Source organism: Nitrospira sp., from assembly GCA_037045225.1.
Taxonomy (GTDB): domain Bacteria; phylum Nitrospirota; class Nitrospiria; order Nitrospirales; family Nitrospiraceae; genus Nitrospira_A.
The window spans coordinates 3,583,486-3,605,617 of sequence record JBAOHZ010000009.1 but is presented as its reverse complement, the minus strand read 5'-3'; the positions used below and the strand labels follow the sequence as shown (position 1 = coordinate 3,605,617).

Here is a 22,132-nt window from a genome sequence, read left to right as displayed (position 1 = left end):
CACCATGCCGGCATTTTTCGTTGCCTCATCAGACATTCATGGAGCAGAGATCACCCTGACGGGCGACCTCTGCCATCATTTGAGGGCCAGCCTGCGCGTCAAACCGGGAGAATCTCTGTGGCTCACTGATGATCAACGCCGCCGGTATCGTGTACGGGTCACGCTGGTCGCCCAGCAGGCGCTCACGGCAGAGATTCTCGAGCAGCGGCAGGGACCCATCGAAACCGCCCCCCCTCTCTTGCTCGCACAGGCGCTGCTCAAAGGCGACCATATGGATTGGGTCGTGCAGAAGGCGAGTGAATTGGGCGTGCGGACGATCCTTCCCCTGATCTCACGCCATGGCGTCGTCCGACCGCAGTCAGACAGGATCACGTCTCAAGTGGCGCGCTGGCAGCGCATCGCCACTGAAGCGGCGCAACAATCGGAACAATGGCAGTCTCCGCAGGTATTGGTACCGCTGGAGTCGAGCCGCTTTTTCTCACGCCACCAGGGGACCTGCTCGCTCCTCCTGGCAGAACGCCACAAGGCGGTCGCTTTGGCCAGCGTGCCGCTGCCGAACCTCCCCTCGGAGCAACTCACCGTGATCATCGGACCTGAAGGGGGATGGGCTGAAGACGAGATCGCGTTGGCCCTGGCGCAACAGTGCCAGGCCGTGAGCCTCGGCGAGTGTATTCTCCGCGCGGATACCGCAGCCGTCACTGCTCTCAGCATTGTGCAGAGTCGATTGGGCTGCTTGGGGTAAACTGGCGATTTTAAATAACGACCGCTACCGGCGACCGGGGCTGATCGAAATGATGATGCCGCCCTCACCTGCCGCCCACCCGGCGGTGGTGTGCGGAAAACTCAGGGCCATCAGGGAGCGTTTCACGGGGCTGGTTTCTTCCACCCAATTAAATCCTGCATCGGTGGTTCGCAAGATCTGGCCATGCTCACCCACGATCCAGCCTTGTTGTGCGTCGGTAAAGCGAATACGAATCAGATCGGTCAGCTTGTTACAGGTCCGGCCGCACGGTAACGTTCGATCAATCCAATGCGTGCCGCCGTCGGTCGTTTGAAACAACGCCCCGGCATTGCCGACCGCCCAACCGTTCGCTTCATCAGCGAAGGCCACATCAAAAAACGTCGCCGAACTCTGGCTGACTTGCGTTGTCCAGGTCACGCCGCCGTCGGATGTCGTGAGAATCGTACCCAGCGCCCCGACGATCGTCCCATGCTGCTGATTGGTCAGCACAATGGAATACAACGCGGCGCTCGTGCCGCTGGCTTGATCCGTCCAATTCTCTCCACCGTCGGTCGTCTGCAGAATGGTGCCGTTCCCGCCGACCAACCAACCCTTCTGAGGCGTCACGAACGCAATTCCATAGAGTGGCGCCTGCGTGGACACGAAAACAATACTCCAGGTTTCTCCGCCGTCCCGACTGGTCCGTACGGTGCCATTGGCACCCACGACCCATCCATGACGAGCATCCTGAAAATAGACGGCCGTCAACAGCGACGTGGTGCCGCTGGAGAGCTTCTTCCATTTACGGCCGCCATCGGTCGTCTTGAGGATCGTTCCACCGGACCCCACGGCCCAGCCGAGCTGAGGATCGTGAAAAAACATCCCCAGCAACGTGGCTTCAGAGCCGCTCTTCTGCATGACCACGTTGGCCCGGACCTCCGGGGAAGCCGCCTCAGTCGTGCCGACGCACAGGAGAGCGATGAACAACCACGATGCAACTGCCAGGATATGCACGGTACGACGCCTCATTGTTGGTGGTGAGTATTCTCTGAACTCGGATTGCGCCAGTAGCTCGCATCCGGCAATCCCGTCGATTGAATGGTAAAGGTACCGGCCTCGAGCGTGACCCACTTCTTCGGCGTGCAGCAGGATCCGTCCGGTAGTAGATCCCATGATCCACGGCGAACGACGAGCGGCCCCGACGTCAGATCGGGATTAAATTCGCCAAGTTTGCCGACTCCATAAGAATGGCGATGAGGAATCTTGACGGTGATCTCCGTGTCCGTCCAGGACTGGACGATTGCGCCGACACCATTGAACAATACCTCGGTCCGGGACACATTCTCCCCCAACTCGGGAGAGGTCCGCGCGTAGACACTGTCCGTAATGACCTTGCTGGGCTCAGCCGTCTTCAGGAACTTCCCGAATCCACTCCCCTTGATCGTCACCACCTCATCCAATCCCCCGGTGGTGGGACTGTAGGACTCGATATTGGGCGTGGTTAGGGTAAATATGCCGACCTCCGTTTCGAGCACCTTCCTGTCGGCGCAACAGCTACCGTCGGGCTTCGGGGAATTCGCGGCACGTTTCACCACCACCGGCCCACTTTTGGCACTGTACGGGACCCACACGTCGATCCGGTCGTTGCCCCACCGATAGACGATCGCCTGAACCCCGCCGATCTCGACGGTATTTTCGCTGAGTGAAAAATCGAGATAGTTATAAGGCGTTGCACCGGCCTCAGAATAGAAGCCGAAGTTATCACCGGTGATCTTCAGCAAGGTTCCGATGGGCGCCTGAGTCGGGGTGAGACCGGTTGCCTGAGGCGTCTGTACCGTATACGTTCCGACGGTACGCTCCTGGCCGCCTCGCTTCATCACCACGGGGCCGGTCTGCGCATCCAGCGGCACGTGCACCACAACAGCCGTATCGCTCCATTGCGACACCGTCGCCAGGCGCCCGCCAAACGAGACCCCATCCTCAGGGTTCCTCGTCGCACCGAATCCCTTGCCGAACAGCACGACCTTCGTACCCACCGGACCACTCATCGGATCCACCCGCACCGACGCCAACACTCGCACCGGCATGGTATTACTCACCACCTGTTTCACCGGTGCGCAGCAGGAACCATCAGGCAGCGGATCGGAAGAGGCCATGCGAACCACGACATCGCCCGTCTGCACATTGGCCGGCAATTCAACCTCGATCTTGTCGTCACGCCACTTGCGCACACGAACGGTCACGTCGCCCACGGCCACACTGTTGACGCCGAAAATGGTGTTCGGATCACGCGGCCCGGCGGTGTTGCCGAAATGTTCACCCGTGATCTCTAGAATTGTTCCTGGTTCGGCCTCAGCCGGAGACAAAGAATGAATGGCAGGCTGTAAACGAGTAAACGATCCGGCCTTCAGGTGCTTCTTCCCGATAACGATATCGACCGGTCCATCGGCCGCCTGCGACGGGACTCGCACTTCAATGAGATCGGACTCCCAGCGTTGAACCAACGCCGGCACACCCTGGAACGTCACCTGATTAAACTTCGTCGATTTATAGGGACCGAACCCCTTCCCGCTGATCGAGAGGGTAGCTCCAGGTACGGCCGCAGCAGGATGAAGGGCCGGCGCCTCCGCCCGGACTTCTCCCGAAACGACCGGCCCCGAGAACAGGGCAACGACGAGCATGACACGAGCGATGTATTTCATGGGATGGCACTCCCTACCGGCAACCTCGGCGTGAGCCTGACCAGCAGGCCTGGGCGAGGCTGAAATGATGACCTACCAGACGAACACCCCGTACGTGGCACAGAAACCCCACGCAACTGAGGCAGCGAGGCCGGATGGGGGGCACGGCAATAAACGAAGGGGCTCACGGACTATAACAAGCGGATTTTTTTGATGTCAAGGCAAGCGGGTGAGGCAGGAAGGGAGTAGACGCAGGAAAGTTTTTTATGGTCGAACCTGAACCAGCAATTCGAGTTCAATCGCCGCGTGCAAGGGCAACTCTGCCGCGCCCAACGCGACCCGAGCGTGGCGCCCCGCTTCGCCGAACACCTGCACCAAGAGGTCGGAGGCGCCGTTGATGACGGCCGGCTGCTGCACAAACCCGGCGGCTGACGCAACATGACCCACCACCCGCACAATCCGCAGTACACGGTCCAACGAACCGAGCTCCTGCCGGATCACCGCTAAAGCGTTCAGCAGTGCCAATCTCGCCGCCTCCGCCCCGCGTTCGACCGTGACCTCCTGGCCGAGCTTCCCGGTGATGACGACTTGGCCGTCTCGAAACGGCAACATGCCGCTGAGATAGAGCAAGTCACCCACAAGGACTGCGGGCACATAACTCGCCACCGGCTTGGGAGGCGCCGGAAGCGTGAAACCGAGGCTGCTGAGTTTCTCGTCAATCGACATAGTCGCGTCCTTTCTGACTACAGGCTCGACCGACCGTCAGGCATGCAAGAGTCAACCATCCAATCATGCCAAGCACGTGGGAGAGCTCGAATGCTCACTCGTACGTATACGTCATCTGAGTGCCCATGGGCAATGGTCAAACCAGCAGGCATGGGCCCACAGCAAAATGGAGCCGGAGTCTGTTATCGTGAGTCCTGGCACGACTCCCGATCCTATACCAATCGACAGCCAATTCTTCCCTATGATATATATCACCTATATATCCGAGTAAGGGAGGCCCTCAATGGCATCCACGATGGTCCAAGTCCCCATCCTCATGAGCCCCAGCCAGAAACGTCGGCTGGCACAAAAGGCGAAAGCCGCCAATCTCACCATGGCAGAACTGCTTCGAGAAGGGGGTGAGCGGTACGTTCCGACCGATGATCCGTCGCTCTTGGATCACATGGCCAAGCAAGTCATCCGGGAGACGAAGAAAACCGTTCGCGCCATCGACAAAACCCTCGCCCTCGTGGCGGAGTCGGAAGCGCGCATGCACGCGCTCTCCAAGACCCGCAAGAAAGGGTGACGATGGGACTCACCGAGCGTGTGTGGGATGCCTTCGCCAATACCATCAAACTGAACGACAAAGTGGACCAACTCAACACCACGGTCGCCAAGCAGCAATCCCATATTGAAGACCTGAACGCACGCGTGATTCGCCTCGAAGCCGCGCTGGAATTTGCCCTCCACGCCAAACGTTCCCGGCGCCTGCCCCCATCACCTCGCTAGTGCGCTTCCACATCTGGTAGGCCCACCGCGTTTGAACTGGTTCCTGGCATCCTTCAGACAATGCTCGCCCGTCTGGATAGGAAAGGATGTGAAGCGCTCGGTGATCAACCAAACACGTGGTGGCAAGCTATCGAAGGGGCTAGCCGACTGAGCGATTCCCAAACTGCCCGTTACCGCGACTGCAACGCGTCCAAGAAACTATCGCCCCAGGGCAATCTGGTTGCACCCAACGCCTCGCCGATCGTTTGGCCCAAGTCCGCAGCAGTTGCCCTGGTCCCAAGGTTCACACCGCGCGCAAGCCGCGGCCCGGTGACAAGACATGGCACATACTCACGCGAGTGACCCGGATTCGGCCTGGCACAATCGAACCCATGATCGCCGGTGATGATCAACACGTCCCCGACCTTGAGGCACTCCTGCAAATCGCGCAGCCGACGATCGATCTGCTGCAGCGTGGACACTGTGGTCTGGAGATCCGGATGGATGACCGGAAGACTCGCATAGATCAAGCCGCGTGGCACCTTGCTGAACATACCCACGACCTCATCCATGACGGCTTCAGCCTGAAACAGCGGCACCGATCTCGTAACCCCGCGCCCGCTGAACAGGTCGCCGACCTTTCCCACCCCGATGACGAGTTGACTGGCGCGACTTAAGTGGTCCAGCAAGGTGAGCCCTGGAGGCTCCACCGCAAAATCCCGCCGCCGCTCCGTCGCAGCAAAAGTGCCTGCCTGCCCGACGAACGGACAGGCGACCACGCGCACGATCGGCACCATGGTCTTGAGCAGCTTCCGCGCTTCACGGGCCAGACGATACAGTTCCTCAGGCGGCACGACCTGCTCGTGCGCCGCCAGAAAAATCGTGCCTGCCATGTCGATCCAGGCGATGGGCATGCCAGATTTCTGATGGGCGCTACCGAACTCGGCGATCGGCTCCTGCGTGACCGCGCGGCAATTACCCAGGGTCTTCTGTCCCAGCGCAGTCTCGAGCGCAGTCGACAGCTCGGTCGTGAAGGCTTCACAGGGGCGCTCGCCTTCTTCGATCACGTATCCGGCGATTTCCCAATGTCCGGAGAGAGAGTTTTTTCCCTTGGTTGAAAACCCGAGAGTCCCGTAGCAGCCTTCCGGCTGGGCCATGGGGCGGATACCTTGAAACTGGCCGAGATGTCCAAGGCCGAGTTGTTCAAAGTTCGGCAGGGCGAGCCCTTTGGAAATGGCGGCCAGCCGTTGCAGAGTATTGCAGCCCGCATCGCCATACAGCTCAGCATCCGGCAAGGCGCCGATACCGAATCCATCCAGCACCAACAACACAATTCGCGTCATCATGGCCGCACTATACCAAATCCACCGGAACGAGCAAGACTTTCACGCCACGCCGGCGCGAAGGTCACGACCTTTGGCAGAGACGTCTGGCGACTCACCGGACTGCCACCCGCGCGGCACGCCATTCGCCGAGGATCTTCAGACTCGCACTGGTGCCGATCCGATCGGCACCGGCTTCCAGCAACTCACGCGTGGCTTTCCAATCTCTGATGCCGCCAGACGCCTTCACCTTCGCCCGTCCGGCCACGGCCTCTTTCATCAAGCGAACGTCTTCCACGGTCGCACCGGCCTGATTGAATCCGGTCGAGGTCTTCACGTAGTCCATCCCGGCCTCGACGGCCAGATGGCACGCGGCGACCTTTTCTTCTCTTGTCAGCAAGCAGGTTTCCAGGATCACCTTGTGATTCACCCCAGGGGTCGCCTGAACGACGGCGGCCATATCGCTCCGTACCAGATCGTAGTCGCCGGATTTCAAGCGGCTGATATTAATGACCATATCGAGGACCCGCGCACCATGCGCGACAGCCTCGATGGCTTCCGTCACCTTCGCATGGGTGGAATGCCCGCCGAGGGGAAACCCGATCGGGATGCCGACCTGAACCTCGCTCCCTGCAACGGCCGACACGGCCTCATCCACATAGCAGGGCGGCACAAAAATCACGACGAACCCCTGCTCCCTGGCTTCCACGCAGAGGCGGAGCACATCGGCCTTGGTCGCCTCCGGACGCAGCACCGTATGATCCAGGTACCGCGGCAACGATTCATTCCACGACATCACACCCATACGAATATCCCTTTCAAACGCTCTGATTCATGGGAAAATGAGGCTCGGCGCGCAGAAACTGGCGCTCGCAACAATCACGCACCGTGGGCAACGAGGTTGCCTCTGGCACGTTTGCGGAAATACTGTTTCTGATATTTCTCCACCGCTTGATTGTGCTCGGCTAGTGTGGAGGAAAACTGATGGGTACCATCATTACGCGAAACAAAATAGAGGTACGATGCCTGGGCAGGAAAGAGCGCCGCGCGCAGTGACTGGGCTCCCGGGCTGGCGATCGGTCCCGGCGGCAGGCCCTGCACACGATACGTGTTGTAGGGGCTCGGGACGGAAAGATCGCGCTTGTGAATGTTGCCGTCGAACGCCGGCAATCCGTAGATCACCGTCGGATCGCTCTGCAGCGGAATCTTTTTCCGCAACCGGTTATGAAACACCGCGGCGATCAATTCCCGCTCATCCTTCGCTCCCGTTTCCTTTTCAATGACGGACGCCAAGGTCAACACCTGATGCAGGGACAATTTCATGCGAGCCGCCTGTTCTTGCAGTTCGGCACCCCAGACACGATGCAGGCCATCGACCATCGCTTTGATGACCTCCTTCGCCTTTGTTTGACGTGGGAAGGAATAGGTTTCCGGAAATAGATAACCTTCCAGGGAATCGGCCTCGATGCCGAGGCTCGAGATAAACGTCCGGTCACGCACAAGCTTGGTGAAGTCTTTCGTATCCGTCACCTGCTGTGCCGCCAGCACCTCGGCAATCTGCGTCAGGCTGTACCCTTCCGGGATCGTGACGGGATGCAGTACGACCCGCCCGGCCAGCAGCTTCGCCAGGATATCCTGCGGCGACATACTGGCATCCAATTCATATTCACCAGGGCGGATCTTTCGATCGATGTCCCGGGTCTTGCCCAGCAGGAGGAACGCGGAGCGGCTGCGGATCAGCTGCTCCTGTTTGAGAATGTTGGCGACCTGCTGAAAGGTGCTGCCTTCCGGGATGAGGACAATGTGGGAGGGAGGCTTAGGAAGTCCGCTCGCGGCGGGACTTTGAGCCCAGCGCAGCACCAGGTACCCCGTAAGGGCCGCCAGCATCACTGCCGCCAGGACCAGGCCCATGATCGCTTTCTTCTGCATCATCGACTCGTGGTTCGTCAAAGGCCCAGGGATCGGTCTCCTCTGGTGCGTTCAGATCATTCGCCGAACCAGTGGCCGGCTGTTCCAAACTCGCCAGATAACTCTGCAGGAGAATCGCCGCGGCAATGCGGTCGACAATCCCCTTTCGCTTCCGGCGGCCGACATCCGCCGCGATCAGCAGATCTTCCGCCGCACAGGTCGTCATCCGCTCATCCCAGGTAATGACCGGAACCGAGAGCGCTGGCTCCAATAACTGGATAAACTCTGCGACGACCTTGGCCGCGGGACCGATCTCGCCATCCAATCGAAACGGCATGCCGACCAGAACCTGTCCGACCTCATGCTCACGAACCAGGTCCTGAATATGCCGGATGTCGGCCTCGGGATTTCGACGGTAAAACGTCTCCAGCGGCTGGGCCGTCCAGCCGAGCTCATCGCTCAGAGCAAACCCGATCCGCTTGGAGCCGTGATCGATGGCGAGAATCCGTTGGCCTTTCATCAGTCTACCCTTCGAGGGCCTTCTGGACCAACCCAAAAACTTTTTCCAACGCGGGGCCGAGTCCGTCGGGATTTTTTCCTCCGGCCTGCGCCATCTCAGGACGTCCTCCCCCGGTCCCGCCCACTTCCACTGCCATTTCCTTAATGAGTTCGCCCGCTTTCAAACGACCCACCAGATCCTTCGTCACCACGACGAGCAGCGATACTTTGCCGTCATTCGCCGCCCCGAGCGCGACGACTCCGCTGCGCAGTTTGTCGCGCAATTGATCGGCCAGCGCTCGCATGCCGTTCACATCGAGGCCATCCGTGCGTTGCGCGTGGACCTGCACACCCTTGATCTCACGGACCTGCGCATCGCCGGAGGAGGTACTTGCCATCTTGAGCTTCACCTCCGCGAGCTCCCGTTCCTTTTCCTTCAGTTGCTCGCTCAACCTGCGGGTCCGGGTGACGACTTCACCCGGCGCCACTTTCAGGAGATCGGACAGTTCACGCACATCCGCGTCCAATCGCTTGAGTGAATCAAACGCACCGCTGCCGGTCAGACATTCGATCCGGCGCACACCGGCGGCGACCCCCGATTCAGACACGATGCGGAACAGGCCGATTTCGCCCGTGCGCCGGCAGTGCGTGCCTCCGCACAATTCCTTGCTGAAGGTGTCGATGTGGACCACCCGCACCTGATCGCCATACTTGTCGCCGAAAAATGCCAGCGCTCCACCCGCCACGGCTTCCTGCACACCCATCACATCGGTTTGCACCGGCTGATCCTGGCGCACCTGCTCATTGACGATCGCCTCGATCTCGTCGATGTCGCGTGACGCGAGGGGACGGAAATGCGCGAAGTCGAACCGCAGGCGATTCGGCGTTACCAGCGAACCGTACTGTTTGACATGTGGCCCCAGCAGATCCCGTAGGGCGGCATGCACCAGATGGGTCGCCGTATGATTGCGGGCTGCATCGTGACGAGTGCGACTATTCACCGACAGTTGCAGCCGCTCGCCTTCACGGATCGAACCGGACGTGACCACGCCTTTATGCACGATCAAGGTCGGCACCGGCCTGGTGGTTTCACGGATCTCCACACGGCCATCGGGGCCGGTCAGGAGCCCTTGATCGCCGGCCTGTCCGCCGCCTTCTGCGTAGAACGGCGTGACATCCAACACCACTTCGATGTCGTCACCTTCACGCGCTTCCTTCACCGGCCCATCACCTTTGAGCAATGCCTGCACGATCCCCTCCGACGTCAACTGCTCGTACCCGACGAAAGCCGTGGTGCCGACACGAGCGGCCAGTTCACTCAAAGCGGGGCGGGCCGTTTCACTCTCGAAGCCGCCCGTTTTCCTAGCGCGCGTGCGCTGTTCTTCGATGGCGGCTTCAAATCCCGTCTCATCGAGTCGGATATCCTGTTCACGGCAGGCTTCCGCAATGAGGTCCATAGGAAAGCCATACGTGTCATACAACTTAAACATGTCGGTGCCCGAGAGCAGGTTCTGACCAGAGGCTCGCACCTTGCTCAGCATATCGTTGAGAATCGGCAACCCTTGGTCGAGTGTCGCGATAAACCGTTCTTCTTCGCCCCGTGTCGCTTCCGCCACCGTACCGGCTGCGGGACGCAACTCGTGATACGCCTCGCCCATGTGATTCACGACCGTCGCCGTCAGTTCATGCAGGAACGGTTCGGTAATCCCCAGCAACCGACCATGGCGAGCCGCACGACGAAGAATCCGGCGGAGCACATAACCCCGTCCCTCGTTCGACGGCAAGACTCCGTCGGCCATGAGGAAGGTGATCGCACGCAAGTGATCGGCAATGACGCGCATGGAACGGTCGGCCTGCTCAGCCGCACCGTACTGCGCCCCGGCCCTGCCACCGATGGCCGCCAGCAAGGGCGCGAACAAATCGCTGTCGTAGTTGCTGAGCCGCCCCTGCGCCACCGCCGTCAACCGCTCCAACCCCATGCCGGTATCGATGCTCGGTTTCGGAAGCGGATTCAGGGTGCCTGCACTGTCACGATTGAACTGCATGAACACCAGGTTCCAGATCTCGATGACCCGGTCACCTTCACCGTTCGGAGTAGCGTCGCCCGGCACAGAAGGGCCTTGGTCGAAGTGGAGTTCGGAGCAGGGACCGCAAGGGCCCGTATCCGCCATTTGCCAGAAATTATCCTTCTCGCCGCAACGCACGATACGGCTCGGAGACACGCCGATCTTTTTCCATAAACGGTCGGCTTCGTCGTCCTCACGAAAGATCGTGATCCACATCCGGTCTTTCGGGAGCCCGACGACGGAAGTCAAAAACTCCCACCCGAACCGGATGGCGTCTTCCTTGAAATAGTCGCCGAAAGAGAAATTCCCGAGCATTTCGAAAAAGGTGTGGTGCCGCCTCGTATACCCCACGTTTTCGAGATCGTTGTGCTTGCCGCCGGCGCGCAGACACTTCTGCACGGTCACCGCCCGGTTATACGTACGCGTCTCCTCGCCCAGGAACACCCGTTTAAATTGATTCATGCCGGCGTTCGTAAACAGCAGCGTCGGGTCTGCCTGCGGAATCAAGGGAGCGCTCGGCACGGCCCGATGTCCCTGCTGTTCAAAGTACCGGATAAAGGCTCGTCGCAGATCGTGTACACTTTGGCTCATAACTCGTCCAACCCCGTCTCCAAATCTACTTGAGTGACTTGCTGAATCGTGTCGTCATCGAACCCACGTTGTCGCAGAAACCGGACCCATTGCACTGGGCGCGTCCGGCTCGCACGCCCTTCGAGTGCCTGGCACGCTAACTCCTGCTCGGAAATCGAACGATAGGCCTGCCGCAACGCTCGCTCAGTGACGCTGGCTTCAAAGCCGCGGTGAAGCAATTCGGCCTTGAGCCGTTCGCGGCCCATCGGATATCGCGACAGTCTCGTTTCCGCCCATCGGGTCGCATAGGCCTGATCGTTGAGGTACCCGCGCTGCTGTAGCTCACGAACAATTGCGCGCCCCTCTGCCCGGCTCGCCCCTTTCTCCTGCACATACCGCTCAACCTGGGCCGCAGTTCGATCGGTTCGTGCGAGATACCTCATGGCCAGCACGAGGTAGTCCGGCGTTGACTTACGCTGCCGGGGGCTGCGTCCTGTCGGCACTGGCACCACCTATGTCGTGACCCTCGCGCTATGGCCGCGCTTCTCGTCCTGGCGACTCTCGGTTTTCCGTTCTGGCTTCTCGTCCTTGGCTTCCTTCGCCTCGACCTTCTTGTCGGTACCGCGGGAAGGCAGACCCGCCAGATCGCGCACCTTGCCCTCGATCTCTTTGGCAATGACAGGATTGGCCTTGAGGAAATCGCGAACAGCCTCACGCCCCTGCCCCAATCGTTCCCCTTTATAGGAGTACCAGGCGCCGGCCTTCTCAACCACCCGCTTTTCCACCCCGATATCAACCATTTCGCCGGATTTCGAAATCCCTTCGGCAAACATGATATCGAACTCCGCCTGTTTAAACGGCGGCGCCATTTTGTTCTTCACGACCTTGACCCGCACGCGACTTCCCGTCACATCCTGACCATCCTTGATCGACTCGATCCGGCGGATGTCGAGGCGCACCGAGGAGTAAAACTTCAGCGCGTTGCCGCCGGTTGTGGTTTCTGGATTACCGAACATGACGCCGATCTTCATACGGATCTGGTTGATGAAGATCAGAGTGGTCTGCGACTTGGAGATCGCCGCCGTCAGCTTTCGGAGGGCCTGTGACATCAGCCGCGCCTGCAATCCCATATGGGCATCGCCCATTTCACCTTCGATTTCCGCACGCGGCACCAGGGCCGCCACGGAGTCGACCACAATCACGTCGATCGCGCCGCTACGCACCAGGGTTTCCGCAATTTCGAGCGCCTGCTCGCCGGTATCCGGCTGCGACACAAGGAGATCGTCCGTCTGCACCCCGAGTTTCTTGGCATAGGTCAGATCCAACGCATGTTCCGCATCGATGAACGCCGCCACACCGCCGGCTTTTTGCGCCTCGGCAATGGCATGCAGAGTCAACGTCGTTTTACCGGACGACTCCGGGCCGAAAATCTCGATCACGCGCCCGCGAGGAAATCCCCCCACACCAAGCGCAATATCCAACCCTAATGAACCACTGGAGATCGCCGGGACATCGGCGGGCCGGTTGTCGGCACCGAGCTTCATCACCGCACCCTTGCCATACTGCTTTTCAATCTGAGCCAGGGCCAGGTCCAACGCGCGCTTTTTGTCTTCTTTTTCAGTCATTTCAAACTCCTTCTCGAAGCGTGACTCGTGAAGCGGTTCTGATATCGAACGCTGTGGGAGACAACGCACCAGCCAACGCTGAGTTGACCGAACGCGAACTGGACCGGGGTCAGTCTCTCAGAACGAAATGAATTGCGCATTATACCGGAGTTAGCAGGGAGAAACCTAGCCCGCAGGAGCGTACGCCTGACCGGGCAGAAAGCGCTGCCCGCAGCGGCCTAGCCCGCCCCAAGCAAGGGGGGAACGGGGGCCTCGCCAGGCACAACCATGAATCGTTCAACCGGATGAATCGCTCTTGGCGGGAGGGTTCAGCAGGTGTGAGCCGCTGCCTGAAAACCGAATTGTGTGCGAATGGTCGTGGCGAGAAACCGATACTGCTCAGCAACCGTGAGAAGGTACTGCTTCCTGGTTCCATCCGGCGTGCGTTCGACCGCCTGGAGGTGTGTGCGCGCGGCGCTTTCGTACACGAGGGCCAAGGCCGACTGAATCTGGAGTTGCCGAGACCGGCGGACACGAATCTGGCCTGACAGCGGTGCCGTGGCGACCACCTGCAAAATCGCCTGCGCCCGATGCAAACTCGTGTGGCAGGCCATCACCGCCTCATACCCCTGCCGTGCGACCGCATCTCGTTCGGCCGGGTGGCCGCAGTAATACTCGACGAGGTCGATCACCTGCTCCACGTTGCCTCTGTCATAGAGGGCGCAATGGATCCGATCCTGGAACAACTCGTTGAATCCATTTCCAATCCGCTCGCCGACCAGCAGCGCCCCGCAAGCCATGGCTTGGAAGGTGCGGAAATTGACGTCATTGGCTGCCGATTGATTCAGTACCATCAAGGAACGATTGAACGGCTCACGATACGCACCCGCCCCCACTGCAATGGGATACCGTCGTTGCAGTCCCTCGATCAATGCGACACGCTCAGGATTCCACTGCCGGTTGAGTGTACCGACAAACGAGAGCGGCGTGTCCCGTAGGCAGCCCGAATCACCATCATCGGGCACATGGCAAAACAGAGGCTGCCACGACACAATCTGCCGGTCCGGATCCACTCGATACCGAGACACCCAATCTCGTTGCGCCACACAGATAACATCGAACACCGCCGCATACTGCTGATGCCAACTGGCATGAAGATGGGAATCGATCGCATACCACACCAGCGGCACATCGAGCGCTTCCAGCCCCAACAACTTCGGTGGCCCGCTATCGTCCCCCACCACAACCAAGTCGGGAGACCATCGTGCCGGAAACTGCACGGAAAGACTATGCATGCTTTCCACGTACGGACTCAGGACGAAGTCCGCCGTGGGATCGTAGGCGGCCCATTTCACATCGTGGCCGAGCTGCCTGAAATCCTGCAGAAAGAACGGATTCCCAAGATGAAGAATGTTCATACCAATACCGGCCTACCCTGTAGGTTCCATTCCATACATCGGTGTATCGGGCTGATAACTTGATGAAATCTTGAAATCGGAAGGGAAACAGGAAGGTTGTCGCGGAGGGCTCACTGGCGACAGTGTCGTGCCGACCAGCATTCCTAGGAATGTTCTTTCACCAACGATGCGTTGCGCACGACGAGAGACCGTCGGCGCTAGGCGTCTTGCTCGGATGCTCCCGACCCATCACCGCCGGCCTGTCGTTTCTGCAACCATTCGATCAGCTCAATGCGAAGCGTGCGATGAAGACGTTGTTGGGACTCAAGAGGCAGGCGAATAAACTCCACACCGAACTGACGACCGTTTACCCACTTAATCGTGCCAAGGTCGATGGGCAGCGACGGTGGTTGATGGTCGAGCAGAACACTCACGCGCACATCACTGCCGCAAAGGACCTCACGATCGCAGGTCACCGAACAGCCCTTCAGCGACAGGTTGGTCAGGACCCCTTCGCCGACGAACGGCGCCCCAGCGAAAATGACGGGGTACTCGAGTGGAAACCGGTAGTACGTTCGAACATACCGACGAGGTGCCATCACATCCTCCCTGTGGGCGGATGGTACCGAGACCGGCCCTGCGATCGATATCCCACCTTGGGAGGGTGAGACAACAAGTCACGCCCGTGCCCCACCTTGTTTTGCCATCCGGATCTGAGTAGGCTTCGGGCCGAACACTCGAATCGAAGTCAGGGCGTTTGCTCCAGAGAGAAAGGGCGCTATGCGCAAGTCTCGACAGATTGTGATCTGGTTGGCCGTAGCCATGATGTTGCAGGGTTGCGTCGGGTTCGGGGCGTGGACGCTGGGTAGCCGGAGTGAATCCAGTGCCCGTCCCAAGATCGATCAACACAGAGGTGCCATCGACCTGCGCACAGGCCAACCCGACGGAACACCCAAGACGGCTGCGGAACTACGCGCACAGTGGGGCGAGCCAGACCGTATCGAATCGAGTGAACCAGGCACAGAAGAATGGATGTACAAGACCGATGGCCTGCGATGGTCAGGGCTCGTATTGTACGTCGTGATTATTCCCCTCCCCGCCATGATTCCCGTCGGCTCACAATATGTGTCGTTCCTCATCCATGACGGTCAGATCGAGAACGCCACACGGAGAGATTGGGCGTTCAAGGCCGGTGCCTATTGTGGATTCTTCGGGATGATGTACGGAGGATGGGGCTGCGGAACGGGCACGTTTGAAGAAGAAAAGAATCCTGGACATCTGCAGTCACTCTCGCCTGGCCCTAGCAAGGGGTAGGGCCGGATGTAGCGTGTCGGCAGGTTCAAAAGGCCCCTTGCCGCAGCGCAAGGAGCAGCATTGGAGAAGAGAACGGCTGCCCGATACAGACATACCAGTTAGCCGACCATGTGGTCGGGCAGGAATCTCGATAGATCGTGCGCAAATAAGACGGAACGGAAAACAGACCGGAGTCCGCCGCTAGAACCCGAGCTCTTTTTCGAGGTCGGCCTTCTTCTTATCGAACTTCTTTTGTTCCGCCTGGCTCTGCTCCGCGAAAGCCCCCTTCACTCTCTCACCGGACTTTTCCAACGCACGACTGGACTCTTCCATCTTCTTTTTGACCTGCGCCAGTTTGTCTTTTGACTTTGGAGAACCGGCGAACTCGTAATACATGACGGCATTCGTCTGAGTGAACGTCGAATCGGGACGTGCCGTGATCGTATCGCCACGCTGCTCGGCCCGTTCCCGCGCCATCTTGTCGCCGGCCGGTAAGAACTTCATCCACCCAGCCGCGGTTCTGAGTTTCTCAAGAGACTGGGCCGTCGCCGTGGCCACTGCAACCGCGCCGCCTGAAAGCCCCTTCGCATCCTGCTCTTCCGCTTTCATCAGCCGATCGGCCGTGGCCGACGCCATCTTCTGCAAGTCCTGACGATAGGCCGAGGGTGAGACGTAGGGTTGCCGCTCACCGGTTTTCGGGTCCGGCGCGCCAGAACGCCCCTGATCCACCCCCCAGGCCGCCGTAAAGAGCGGGAGATCGTCCGGTTTCGCCTGCAGTGCTTTCATCATCACACGATTCGCATCGGCATAATCGCCGATCGCGTCATAATAGCGAAACGCTGAGGTCTGGCCATCGCCCCGAACCGGATCGGCGGAGTACCAGAGCCCTTTCGCTTCGGCGGCCTTCGCCAAATCACGCCCTAATTTCGGCACGCCTACTTTGGCCCGGGCCAGGGCGGTTTTGTCGTAGCGATCGAGACACTCGTTGCCAAGGATGAATCGATAGGCGACAAACAGCTCGGCCGGCCGGCCGGCCTGTTCGGCCTTCGTCAGCACGGCGACCGCCGCCTTAGCACTCTTCTCCTCTTCATCCCCTAAGCAGATATCATCGGCGCGAACCGGAGACACCGTCACAGCAAGCAGCAGTAGGACACAACCAAGAATGTTGATCGCACGCATCCCGCACCTCCCCTATCGGCCGAAGAGACCTTTGAGCATCTTGTTCACTTCAGCCGCAGGCGTCTCGCTCTCCTGGCTCTTGCTCCCGCTGCTGCTCTTAGACGACCGTTTCTCCTTCGCCCGTTCCTGCCCGGCCTGTTTCATCATCTCTTCCATATTCGGCATGCCGCCCTGCCCCATCATCGCACCCATATCGTTTTTCGTCGCGCCGGCAGGCACTTCAAACAGCGCCGGATCCTGCTTCCCGATTTTCAGGTTGGTCAACTCACTGGCCATCCGCATCTTCCTGTCTCCGTCCTTCGCAAGGAGATCCATTTTCACCGTGACCCCGTCTTTCGTGGTCCAGAAAAAACCGCCGAATTTCGACCCGTCGGGTTTCGTCGCGATGATCTTCGTTTTCGTGGTCTTCATCCCGTTGACGGTTTCTTCCCCGACTTCGGTCTGCTCCTGAATGTCGAAGCCGCCCATGTCGGACGCGTTCGACTGATCCATAGGCATCTCCATATACATGTCGCCCATCACCTGCCAGACGACCTTCTTGTCCTTGCGGATGATGGTCACACTGCCGCCCGCCCCGCCCATTTCCATTCGCTGCTTCATGGGAGCGTGATAGACGCGAGACTTCATCATCATCCCACCTTCGGTTTCCATCGTGCTGTCCGCCGAATATTCCACCGTCGGCTCCGGTGGCGGGGCAGCCGCGACCGTCAGGGGCACAAGGACCAACGAGACCAACATTACGGCAGATCGAAAGAGCGACATGGCCTAACCTCCTGGTGAACCGGGTGATTGTCTGGCGGGGACAGAGGCTAGCGGGGATTTAGGGGGGAGTCAATATGGGGGGAGGGGGCTGTCCAGCCACTTTAGAAATGTTCGCTTCATCAAATGGCCTCGAAAGGCCGAGCGGTCGCGAGTGGTCCGACCCGATTTCACGGATGATCGGACCTCGGCTTGACCAACGGCTGTGGACCACGGTCCGGCCAGCGGGGCCGCAAGGCCAGCACAACCCGCGCGTCCATGCCGACCGGGAAGGTGTGGTGGTTTCGATCTCACACTTCCCTAGAAATAGCGGCTCGAATGTTTCCACCGATCAACCGCGGAATTTCGATAAGGAACGCCGGAAGGACGGGCACGAGCGCAATGATCACATCACGAACGTTCTCCTGAGTCACGGCAAGGAAAATGACCGCGGAAAGGAGTCCCAGTAGCAGGGGCCTCGACAGCTTTGCCCAGGTGCTGGGCTTGAGGTCATCCCGCAGGAAGGCCAATTCATCACGGTCTCCAACCTGCTTCACGAAGAGGTGGAAACTCTTGCTGCGAAGCTTGATGTCAGGAGACAGCTTGAGCAGGCCTTTCCAGAGCAAGGGATACAATTTGGAATTGCCGGCGTGCAAGAATCGATCGTTCACCACATGCCAGAGGGCCAGCTTTTCGCTCGGCGTGCAGTCGGCCCACCAATATTCGTACCGACAACGCAACACTCCTAAGGCGTAACGGGCCTTGCTCTCAACCTGCTGATCCGGCGATTGTCCCTTCCCCTCAGTCGTCGTCTTATGAACCCAATTAATCCAGAGTGAGGATTGTGAGTTATTTGGTTCGAGCACCGCCGGCTCTCTCAAAATCGTTTCGACCATCGGGAGATGATCATCAAAATCTTCGAACCCTGAGTAGGGAATGACCGTAAAATCCTTGAAGGCCGCCGCCCAGCGGTCGCGACTCAAGACAAAGGAACGATCTTGCACCGGAATATCGCTTGATTCGAAGGACACAATTTCTGGATCGAAGGGGTGGCGGTGTGAAATCACCAATATCTTGCGGTCATTCTCCAAGGCTAGATGTTCCATGAGTTTCAGCATGTTGATCGCTTGACGACGCTCAGACAAGCGATGGTCAAACCACAAAATGGCCAGGGGGGTTGGTATATCCTTCCCAATACGGGAATCGTTCAATATGCCTTCACGTTCATAATCTCTTAGAAGCGCTGCTATGTTCACTACAGTCCACTTGTCTTGTATCAATTTATCTTCTACCCACTGAGCACCATGCGTCGGAGGGAGCACTAGGAGAACTCGTTTGCTAGCAACCAGTTGGCGGTAACCACTTTTTATCAACGGCTCGGCAAAATCCATCAAGAATAAATAGTGGCTCACAAGCCGCTGACATCCGTAGGTGGTGGCTGTTAACAACGCGCAGCCGATCCCGAGGTGAAAGGCAAACCCGGCAAGCTGCCAAGTGGGCGATGTTCCAGGGTCCTCGGAACGCCACAGCAATACGGCAAATCCGACTATGCCTACGCCAATAGCCAGACTGATCACCCATTTCTTTTTTCCCCGCATCTCTTCGCACAGGCGCATATACAGCAATATGGCGGCGATACCAACGAGGGCAGTACCCGTGAAAACCCAAGGCAGGCTGCCCGTCGCAGCAAACAGGAGAAAGCGCGACGTCCCTCCCATATTGTCCACCGAATGACCAATCCAGCCTCCGAGTTGTCTACCCGGCGCCCACATCCACAAATGTAGAAGCGAACGAGTCCGCTCCATGAACCATTCCGGCGGTTGAGCTGTCAGGTTTACTGTTCCTGATTTCTGAGCCGTGGAGGTCCAATCACAGTTAAACAAAAATTGCCAGTATTCAATGCCAGCAAGAGGCGAGTCGTTGAATCGATCTTTTCCAAGAATGTGTTGATGCCAACGAAAGCTCTCTTCCTTACGCTTCCCAATTTGCATATGAAACTCGTTCGCAGCATAGGACTCATACACGGAAAGGGCCCGTTGAAACCCCACAGTCAAAAATACCCCGGAGGGCATCGCCGACATGAGTAAGATAGCGGTGGTGGCAAGACCAGAGTAGGCCCACCTCGTATGCGGCGACAATGCTCCCCGCTCGCCACGAATCTCGCTCAAGCCCACTTGTTTGTTGGCGGGGTTAGTCCTGAGGCACCACACCATGATGCCCATAGCAATACAGGATATAACCACAGCTCCTAACAACACGCGCACAGGGTGGTCCTCACTACACAAATAAACGACCAATATGATAACCAGTAGGAACAGAATGTTGACGACCATCAGTTTTTCATAGATGCCAAACCGTTGCTGTGCCGGCCACAGCCAGCCCCCCTCCCCGCTGTTGACCGATTGGAAGATCACAATGACGAACAGTCCGCCCAGCAAAATGACAAAGCTGTAGATCGTGAAGAGCGCCACGCCGAAAAACAACGCCTGGTCGGTGACCCAATCCAACCAGCGCGTGTCTCGGTAGACGACCAGGGTCCAAGATAAGGGCTCGAGGAGTCTGCTCACGTTCACGACATGAGCACGGCCGCGATAGTTCACCCGGAAGGTGCCGGTCGTTTGAGCACGGACCAGGCTGGTGAATCGAGGGTCGTTGTCGGTTTCGCTGAACAGATTTTCACGCAGATTCCTGCTCATGTCGGATGCGTAGAGCACCGTGCCATCTGTATCGATGACGGCATAGCCATACCCGACAGGGACCACCGTATTCACCAATGATTGCATGCGAGTCCGAATCGCCAGAACATACTCGCCGGCTGAATACTCTTTAGTTTCGACGGATTCGCCTAATCGAATCCTCGCTTTCGGCACCTCGTCCGGCATCACTTTCGTGGCCAACATGGTGCCGAATTCACCATCATCCCAGGCATAAATCGGCTGAATCGAGAAACCCATCTCATGGTCTGATTCGAGATGTAGCAACCTTCCGGCCCACACATCCTTCACATAGCCACGTTCCCGTATATTCGTCGTCAGAAGGGAAGTGCGCCGAATGGTCTCCAGATGTCTGATCTCGCCAAGGGGATCAATCCAGATGGTCGTCAAGATTAACGGATCACTTAGAGACACCCCGATGGGCATACCAAAACAGACGCCATACTGCTTGGATTTATGACAATTACCCCCCAAAGAGCTCATTGGCTTCTTACGGAGATCCTTCAGTTTTTCCACAAGACTCTTAAGTTCTTTTTTAAAGTTAACTCTCACAGCCTCGGCGGCGACTTTAAGCTTTACGTCCGCCGCGGACTTCACCTGGTCATGTAACGTCCATGAGCCGATGGTGAAGGTGAGCAGCGCGGTCCCCATCATGGAGAACAACATGCACCCGAGGGCGTCGGTGAGGCCGAGCCGGTCCCGCGGCCCCATGGTCGCCAGCTTGATCAACGGCAGCGTAAACGTCAGGGCAAAAGACATGAAAATGAGCGTCAGCGACACGCCATGCGGAATGACCAGGGCCGACCACAACACCTCGCTGACCGGCACCAGACCGGCCACGATCAGTTTCAGCCGACCGGCATCTCCGTGCGGCAGAATTCCGTTGGGGGATCTGGAATCGATGGGAACTGCCTGCGCATACAGATAATAGTCGCTATCCCCAAGCCGAACCGTCTTGCGCAACGGCAGTTGCTCCCACAGAGGGCGTTTCTGCTGGTCAACTGGCGCGGAAGTACCCTGCACAATTGGAGCAGGATCTCCGCGCAGCAGTCCTGCAAGTTGCTCGAAACGTGTATCGTTCGACCGCTCCTTGTCCGCCCGATGTACGATGACATTGCCCTGCTCGTCCGCGACGAACAGGTCCGCAAAGGTGTCAGGCGGAACCAACTCGTCCAACACCGGCTGTAGATCGAAGCGCGCATGGAGTGTCAGTCTGCAATCGGAACACGTGAATTTCTTATTCCCCCATTTAGGAGGCTTGCCCAACCCCTTCTCTAGCTTGAGGCCACGCCTCCCATTAAGTTCCGGCGTGACGCGATAGGCTTTTGAGTCTCGCTCAAAATCGTCTGGAGGAGGGGTCAGTTTCAGAATATCCCTGCCTAGTGCCTTGAACTCATACCCTTCATCCAGGGCTAATTTGAGAGTCTGGTTGACCTTCTCCTTTTGGAAATGACGCAAGTCAACTGCTACAGGAGGTTGGATATCGAGCGAGAGCCCCACGTCGTGCAATTTGGAACTGGCACAGAGATAGGCGAAGGTTGGGGCGAGCCTCCGTAACCAGTCAGTGGCTGCCTCCTTCGCCGGCAAGGATCCCCTGACCTTCACAAATGGTTCCGAAAAGCAGCGCTGATCCTGAGGCAACGATGAGGGCAGTTGTGGAAAGCTGAGGCCAGCTTCGCTACCTCCCCCTATCACATTCTCATAAGCCTTCGTCGCCTCCGAAAGATTCCGCCCGATGGTTTCGAGGTTGCGAAAATGTCGTTTGGTCAGCGAGGCCTCTTGGCCCTTCACATAGGTGTAATAGAGTACGCCTCCCGCGATCAGGAACCCCACGGACAATAGAAGAGTGGTCAACGCGGTCCAGCTGGAAGATCTTTTCAGTCGAATGGCAATCTTCCCCGCTCGCCCACCATCATTTTTTCGCCGTCCTGAAGAACCCGGTTCCGTCATAGGTCGCCTCCACGCAAC

The 22,132-nt window shown here is 58.5% G+C and carries 19 protein-coding genes; 4 read left to right on the top strand and 15 right to left on the bottom strand.

Annotated elements, in window-relative coordinates; genetic code table 11:
* Nucleotides 1-4: 4 nt before the first annotated feature.
* A complete protein-coding gene (locus V9G17_17870) occupies nt 5-742 on the top strand; it encodes an RsmE family RNA methyltransferase (GenBank protein ID MEI2754464.1) in 738 nt (245 codons plus the stop codon).
* Nucleotides 743-766: 24 nt separating this feature from the next.
* Here V9G17_17870 and V9G17_17865 read toward each other — a convergent pair whose 3' ends face one another.
* The 3 genes from V9G17_17865 to V9G17_17855 form a co-directional block, all read right to left on the bottom strand.
* Nucleotides 767-1,735: a YCF48-related protein gene (locus tag V9G17_17865; GenBank protein ID MEI2754463.1), complete on the bottom strand. Its 969-nt coding sequence runs from the start codon at nt 1,733-1,735 to the stop codon at nt 767-769.
* 11 nt (nt 1,736-1,746) lie between these two features.
* Nucleotides 1,747-3,423, bottom strand: a complete 1,677-nt coding sequence (locus tag V9G17_17860) for an IPT/TIG domain-containing protein (GenBank protein MEI2754462.1) — start codon at nt 3,421-3,423, stop codon at nt 1,747-1,749.
* A gap of 243 nt (nt 3,424-3,666) precedes the next feature.
* Nucleotides 3,667-4,128 carry a RidA family protein gene (locus tag V9G17_17855; protein MEI2754461.1) on the bottom strand — a complete coding sequence of 154 codons (462 nt, stop codon included), beginning with the start codon at nt 4,126-4,128 and terminating at the stop codon, nt 3,667-3,669.
* A gap of 283 nt (nt 4,129-4,411) precedes the next feature.
* Here V9G17_17855 and V9G17_17850 point away from each other — a divergent pair, with 283 nt between their 5' ends.
* Together V9G17_17850 and V9G17_17845 are read left to right on the top strand one after the other, a co-directional pair.
* On the top strand, nt 4,412-4,693 hold the full coding sequence (locus V9G17_17850; protein ID MEI2754460.1) for a hypothetical protein: 282 nt from the start codon (nt 4,412-4,414) through the stop codon (nt 4,691-4,693).
* Between the two features lie 2 nt (nt 4,694-4,695).
* Complete coding sequence (locus V9G17_17845) at nt 4,696-4,896, top strand: hypothetical protein (protein ID MEI2754459.1); 201 nt, start codon at nt 4,696-4,698, stop codon at nt 4,894-4,896.
* Nucleotides 4,897-5,066: 170 nt separating this feature from the next.
* Here V9G17_17845 and V9G17_17840 read toward each other — a convergent pair whose 3' ends face one another.
* From V9G17_17840 to V9G17_17800, 9 genes are all read right to left on the bottom strand, one after another.
* A complete protein-coding gene (locus V9G17_17840; GenBank protein MEI2754458.1) occupies nt 5,067-6,221 on the bottom strand; it encodes a phosphopentomutase in 1,155 nt (384 codons plus the stop codon).
* Between the two features lie 91 nt (nt 6,222-6,312).
* On the bottom strand, nt 6,313-7,002 hold the full coding sequence (gene deoC, locus V9G17_17835; GenBank protein MEI2754457.1) for a deoxyribose-phosphate aldolase: 690 nt from the start codon (nt 7,000-7,002) through the stop codon (nt 6,313-6,315).
* Nucleotides 7,003-7,076: 74 nt separating this feature from the next.
* Nucleotides 7,077-8,129: an endolytic transglycosylase MltG gene (mltG, locus tag V9G17_17830; protein ID MEI2754456.1), complete on the bottom strand. Its 1,053-nt coding sequence runs from the start codon at nt 8,127-8,129 to the stop codon at nt 7,077-7,079.
* Complete coding sequence (gene ruvX / locus V9G17_17825; protein MEI2754455.1) at nt 8,014-8,625, bottom strand: Holliday junction resolvase RuvX; 612 nt, start codon at nt 8,623-8,625, stop codon at nt 8,014-8,016. Before ruvX ends, mltG begins: the two co-directional genes overlap by 116 nt.
* A 4-nt stretch (nt 8,626-8,629) precedes the next feature.
* Complete coding sequence (gene alaS, locus V9G17_17820) at nt 8,630-11,260, bottom strand: alanine--tRNA ligase (GenBank protein MEI2754454.1); 2,631 nt, start codon at nt 11,258-11,260, stop codon at nt 8,630-8,632.
* Nucleotides 11,257-11,682: a regulatory protein RecX gene (locus V9G17_17815; GenBank protein ID MEI2754453.1), complete on the bottom strand. Its 426-nt coding sequence runs from the start codon at nt 11,680-11,682 to the stop codon at nt 11,257-11,259. Before V9G17_17815 ends, alaS begins: the two co-directional genes overlap by 4 nt.
* Nucleotides 11,683-11,751: 69 nt before the next feature.
* Nucleotides 11,752-12,864: a recombinase RecA gene (gene recA / locus V9G17_17810; GenBank protein MEI2754452.1), complete on the bottom strand. Its 1,113-nt coding sequence runs from the start codon at nt 12,862-12,864 to the stop codon at nt 11,752-11,754.
* Between the two features lie 308 nt (nt 12,865-13,172).
* Nucleotides 13,173-14,261, bottom strand: coding sequence for a glycosyltransferase (locus V9G17_17805; GenBank protein MEI2754451.1), 1,089 nt, complete (start codon nt 14,259-14,261; stop codon nt 13,173-13,175).
* 197 nt (nt 14,262-14,458) lie between these two features.
* Nucleotides 14,459-14,839 carry a PilZ domain-containing protein gene (locus tag V9G17_17800; GenBank protein ID MEI2754450.1) on the bottom strand — a complete coding sequence of 127 codons (381 nt, stop codon included), beginning with the start codon at nt 14,837-14,839 and terminating at the stop codon, nt 14,459-14,461.
* 181 nt (nt 14,840-15,020) lie between these two features.
* Here V9G17_17800 and V9G17_17795 point away from each other — a divergent pair, with 181 nt between their 5' ends.
* The gene (locus V9G17_17795) at nt 15,021-15,554 is read left to right on the top strand and encodes a hypothetical protein (protein MEI2754449.1); all 534 of its coding nucleotides are present in this window, start codon (nt 15,021-15,023) and stop codon (nt 15,552-15,554) included.
* A 180-nt stretch (nt 15,555-15,734) separates the two neighbouring features.
* Here the strand turns inward: V9G17_17795 and V9G17_17790 are convergent, their stop codons facing one another.
* From V9G17_17790 to V9G17_17780, 3 genes are all read right to left on the bottom strand, one after another.
* Entirely contained in the window at nt 15,735-16,712 is a 978-nt protein-coding gene (locus V9G17_17790) for a hypothetical protein (GenBank protein ID MEI2754448.1), read from the bottom strand.
* Between the two features lie 12 nt (nt 16,713-16,724).
* Nucleotides 16,725-17,474, bottom strand: coding sequence for a hypothetical protein (locus V9G17_17785; protein ID MEI2754447.1), 750 nt, complete (start codon nt 17,472-17,474; stop codon nt 16,725-16,727).
* Nucleotides 17,475-17,761: 287 nt separating this feature from the next.
* The gene (locus V9G17_17780; protein ID MEI2754446.1) at nt 17,762-22,114 is read right to left on the bottom strand and encodes a hypothetical protein; all 4,353 of its coding nucleotides are present in this window, start codon (nt 22,112-22,114) and stop codon (nt 17,762-17,764) included.
* Nucleotides 22,115-22,132 lie beyond the last annotated feature (18 nt).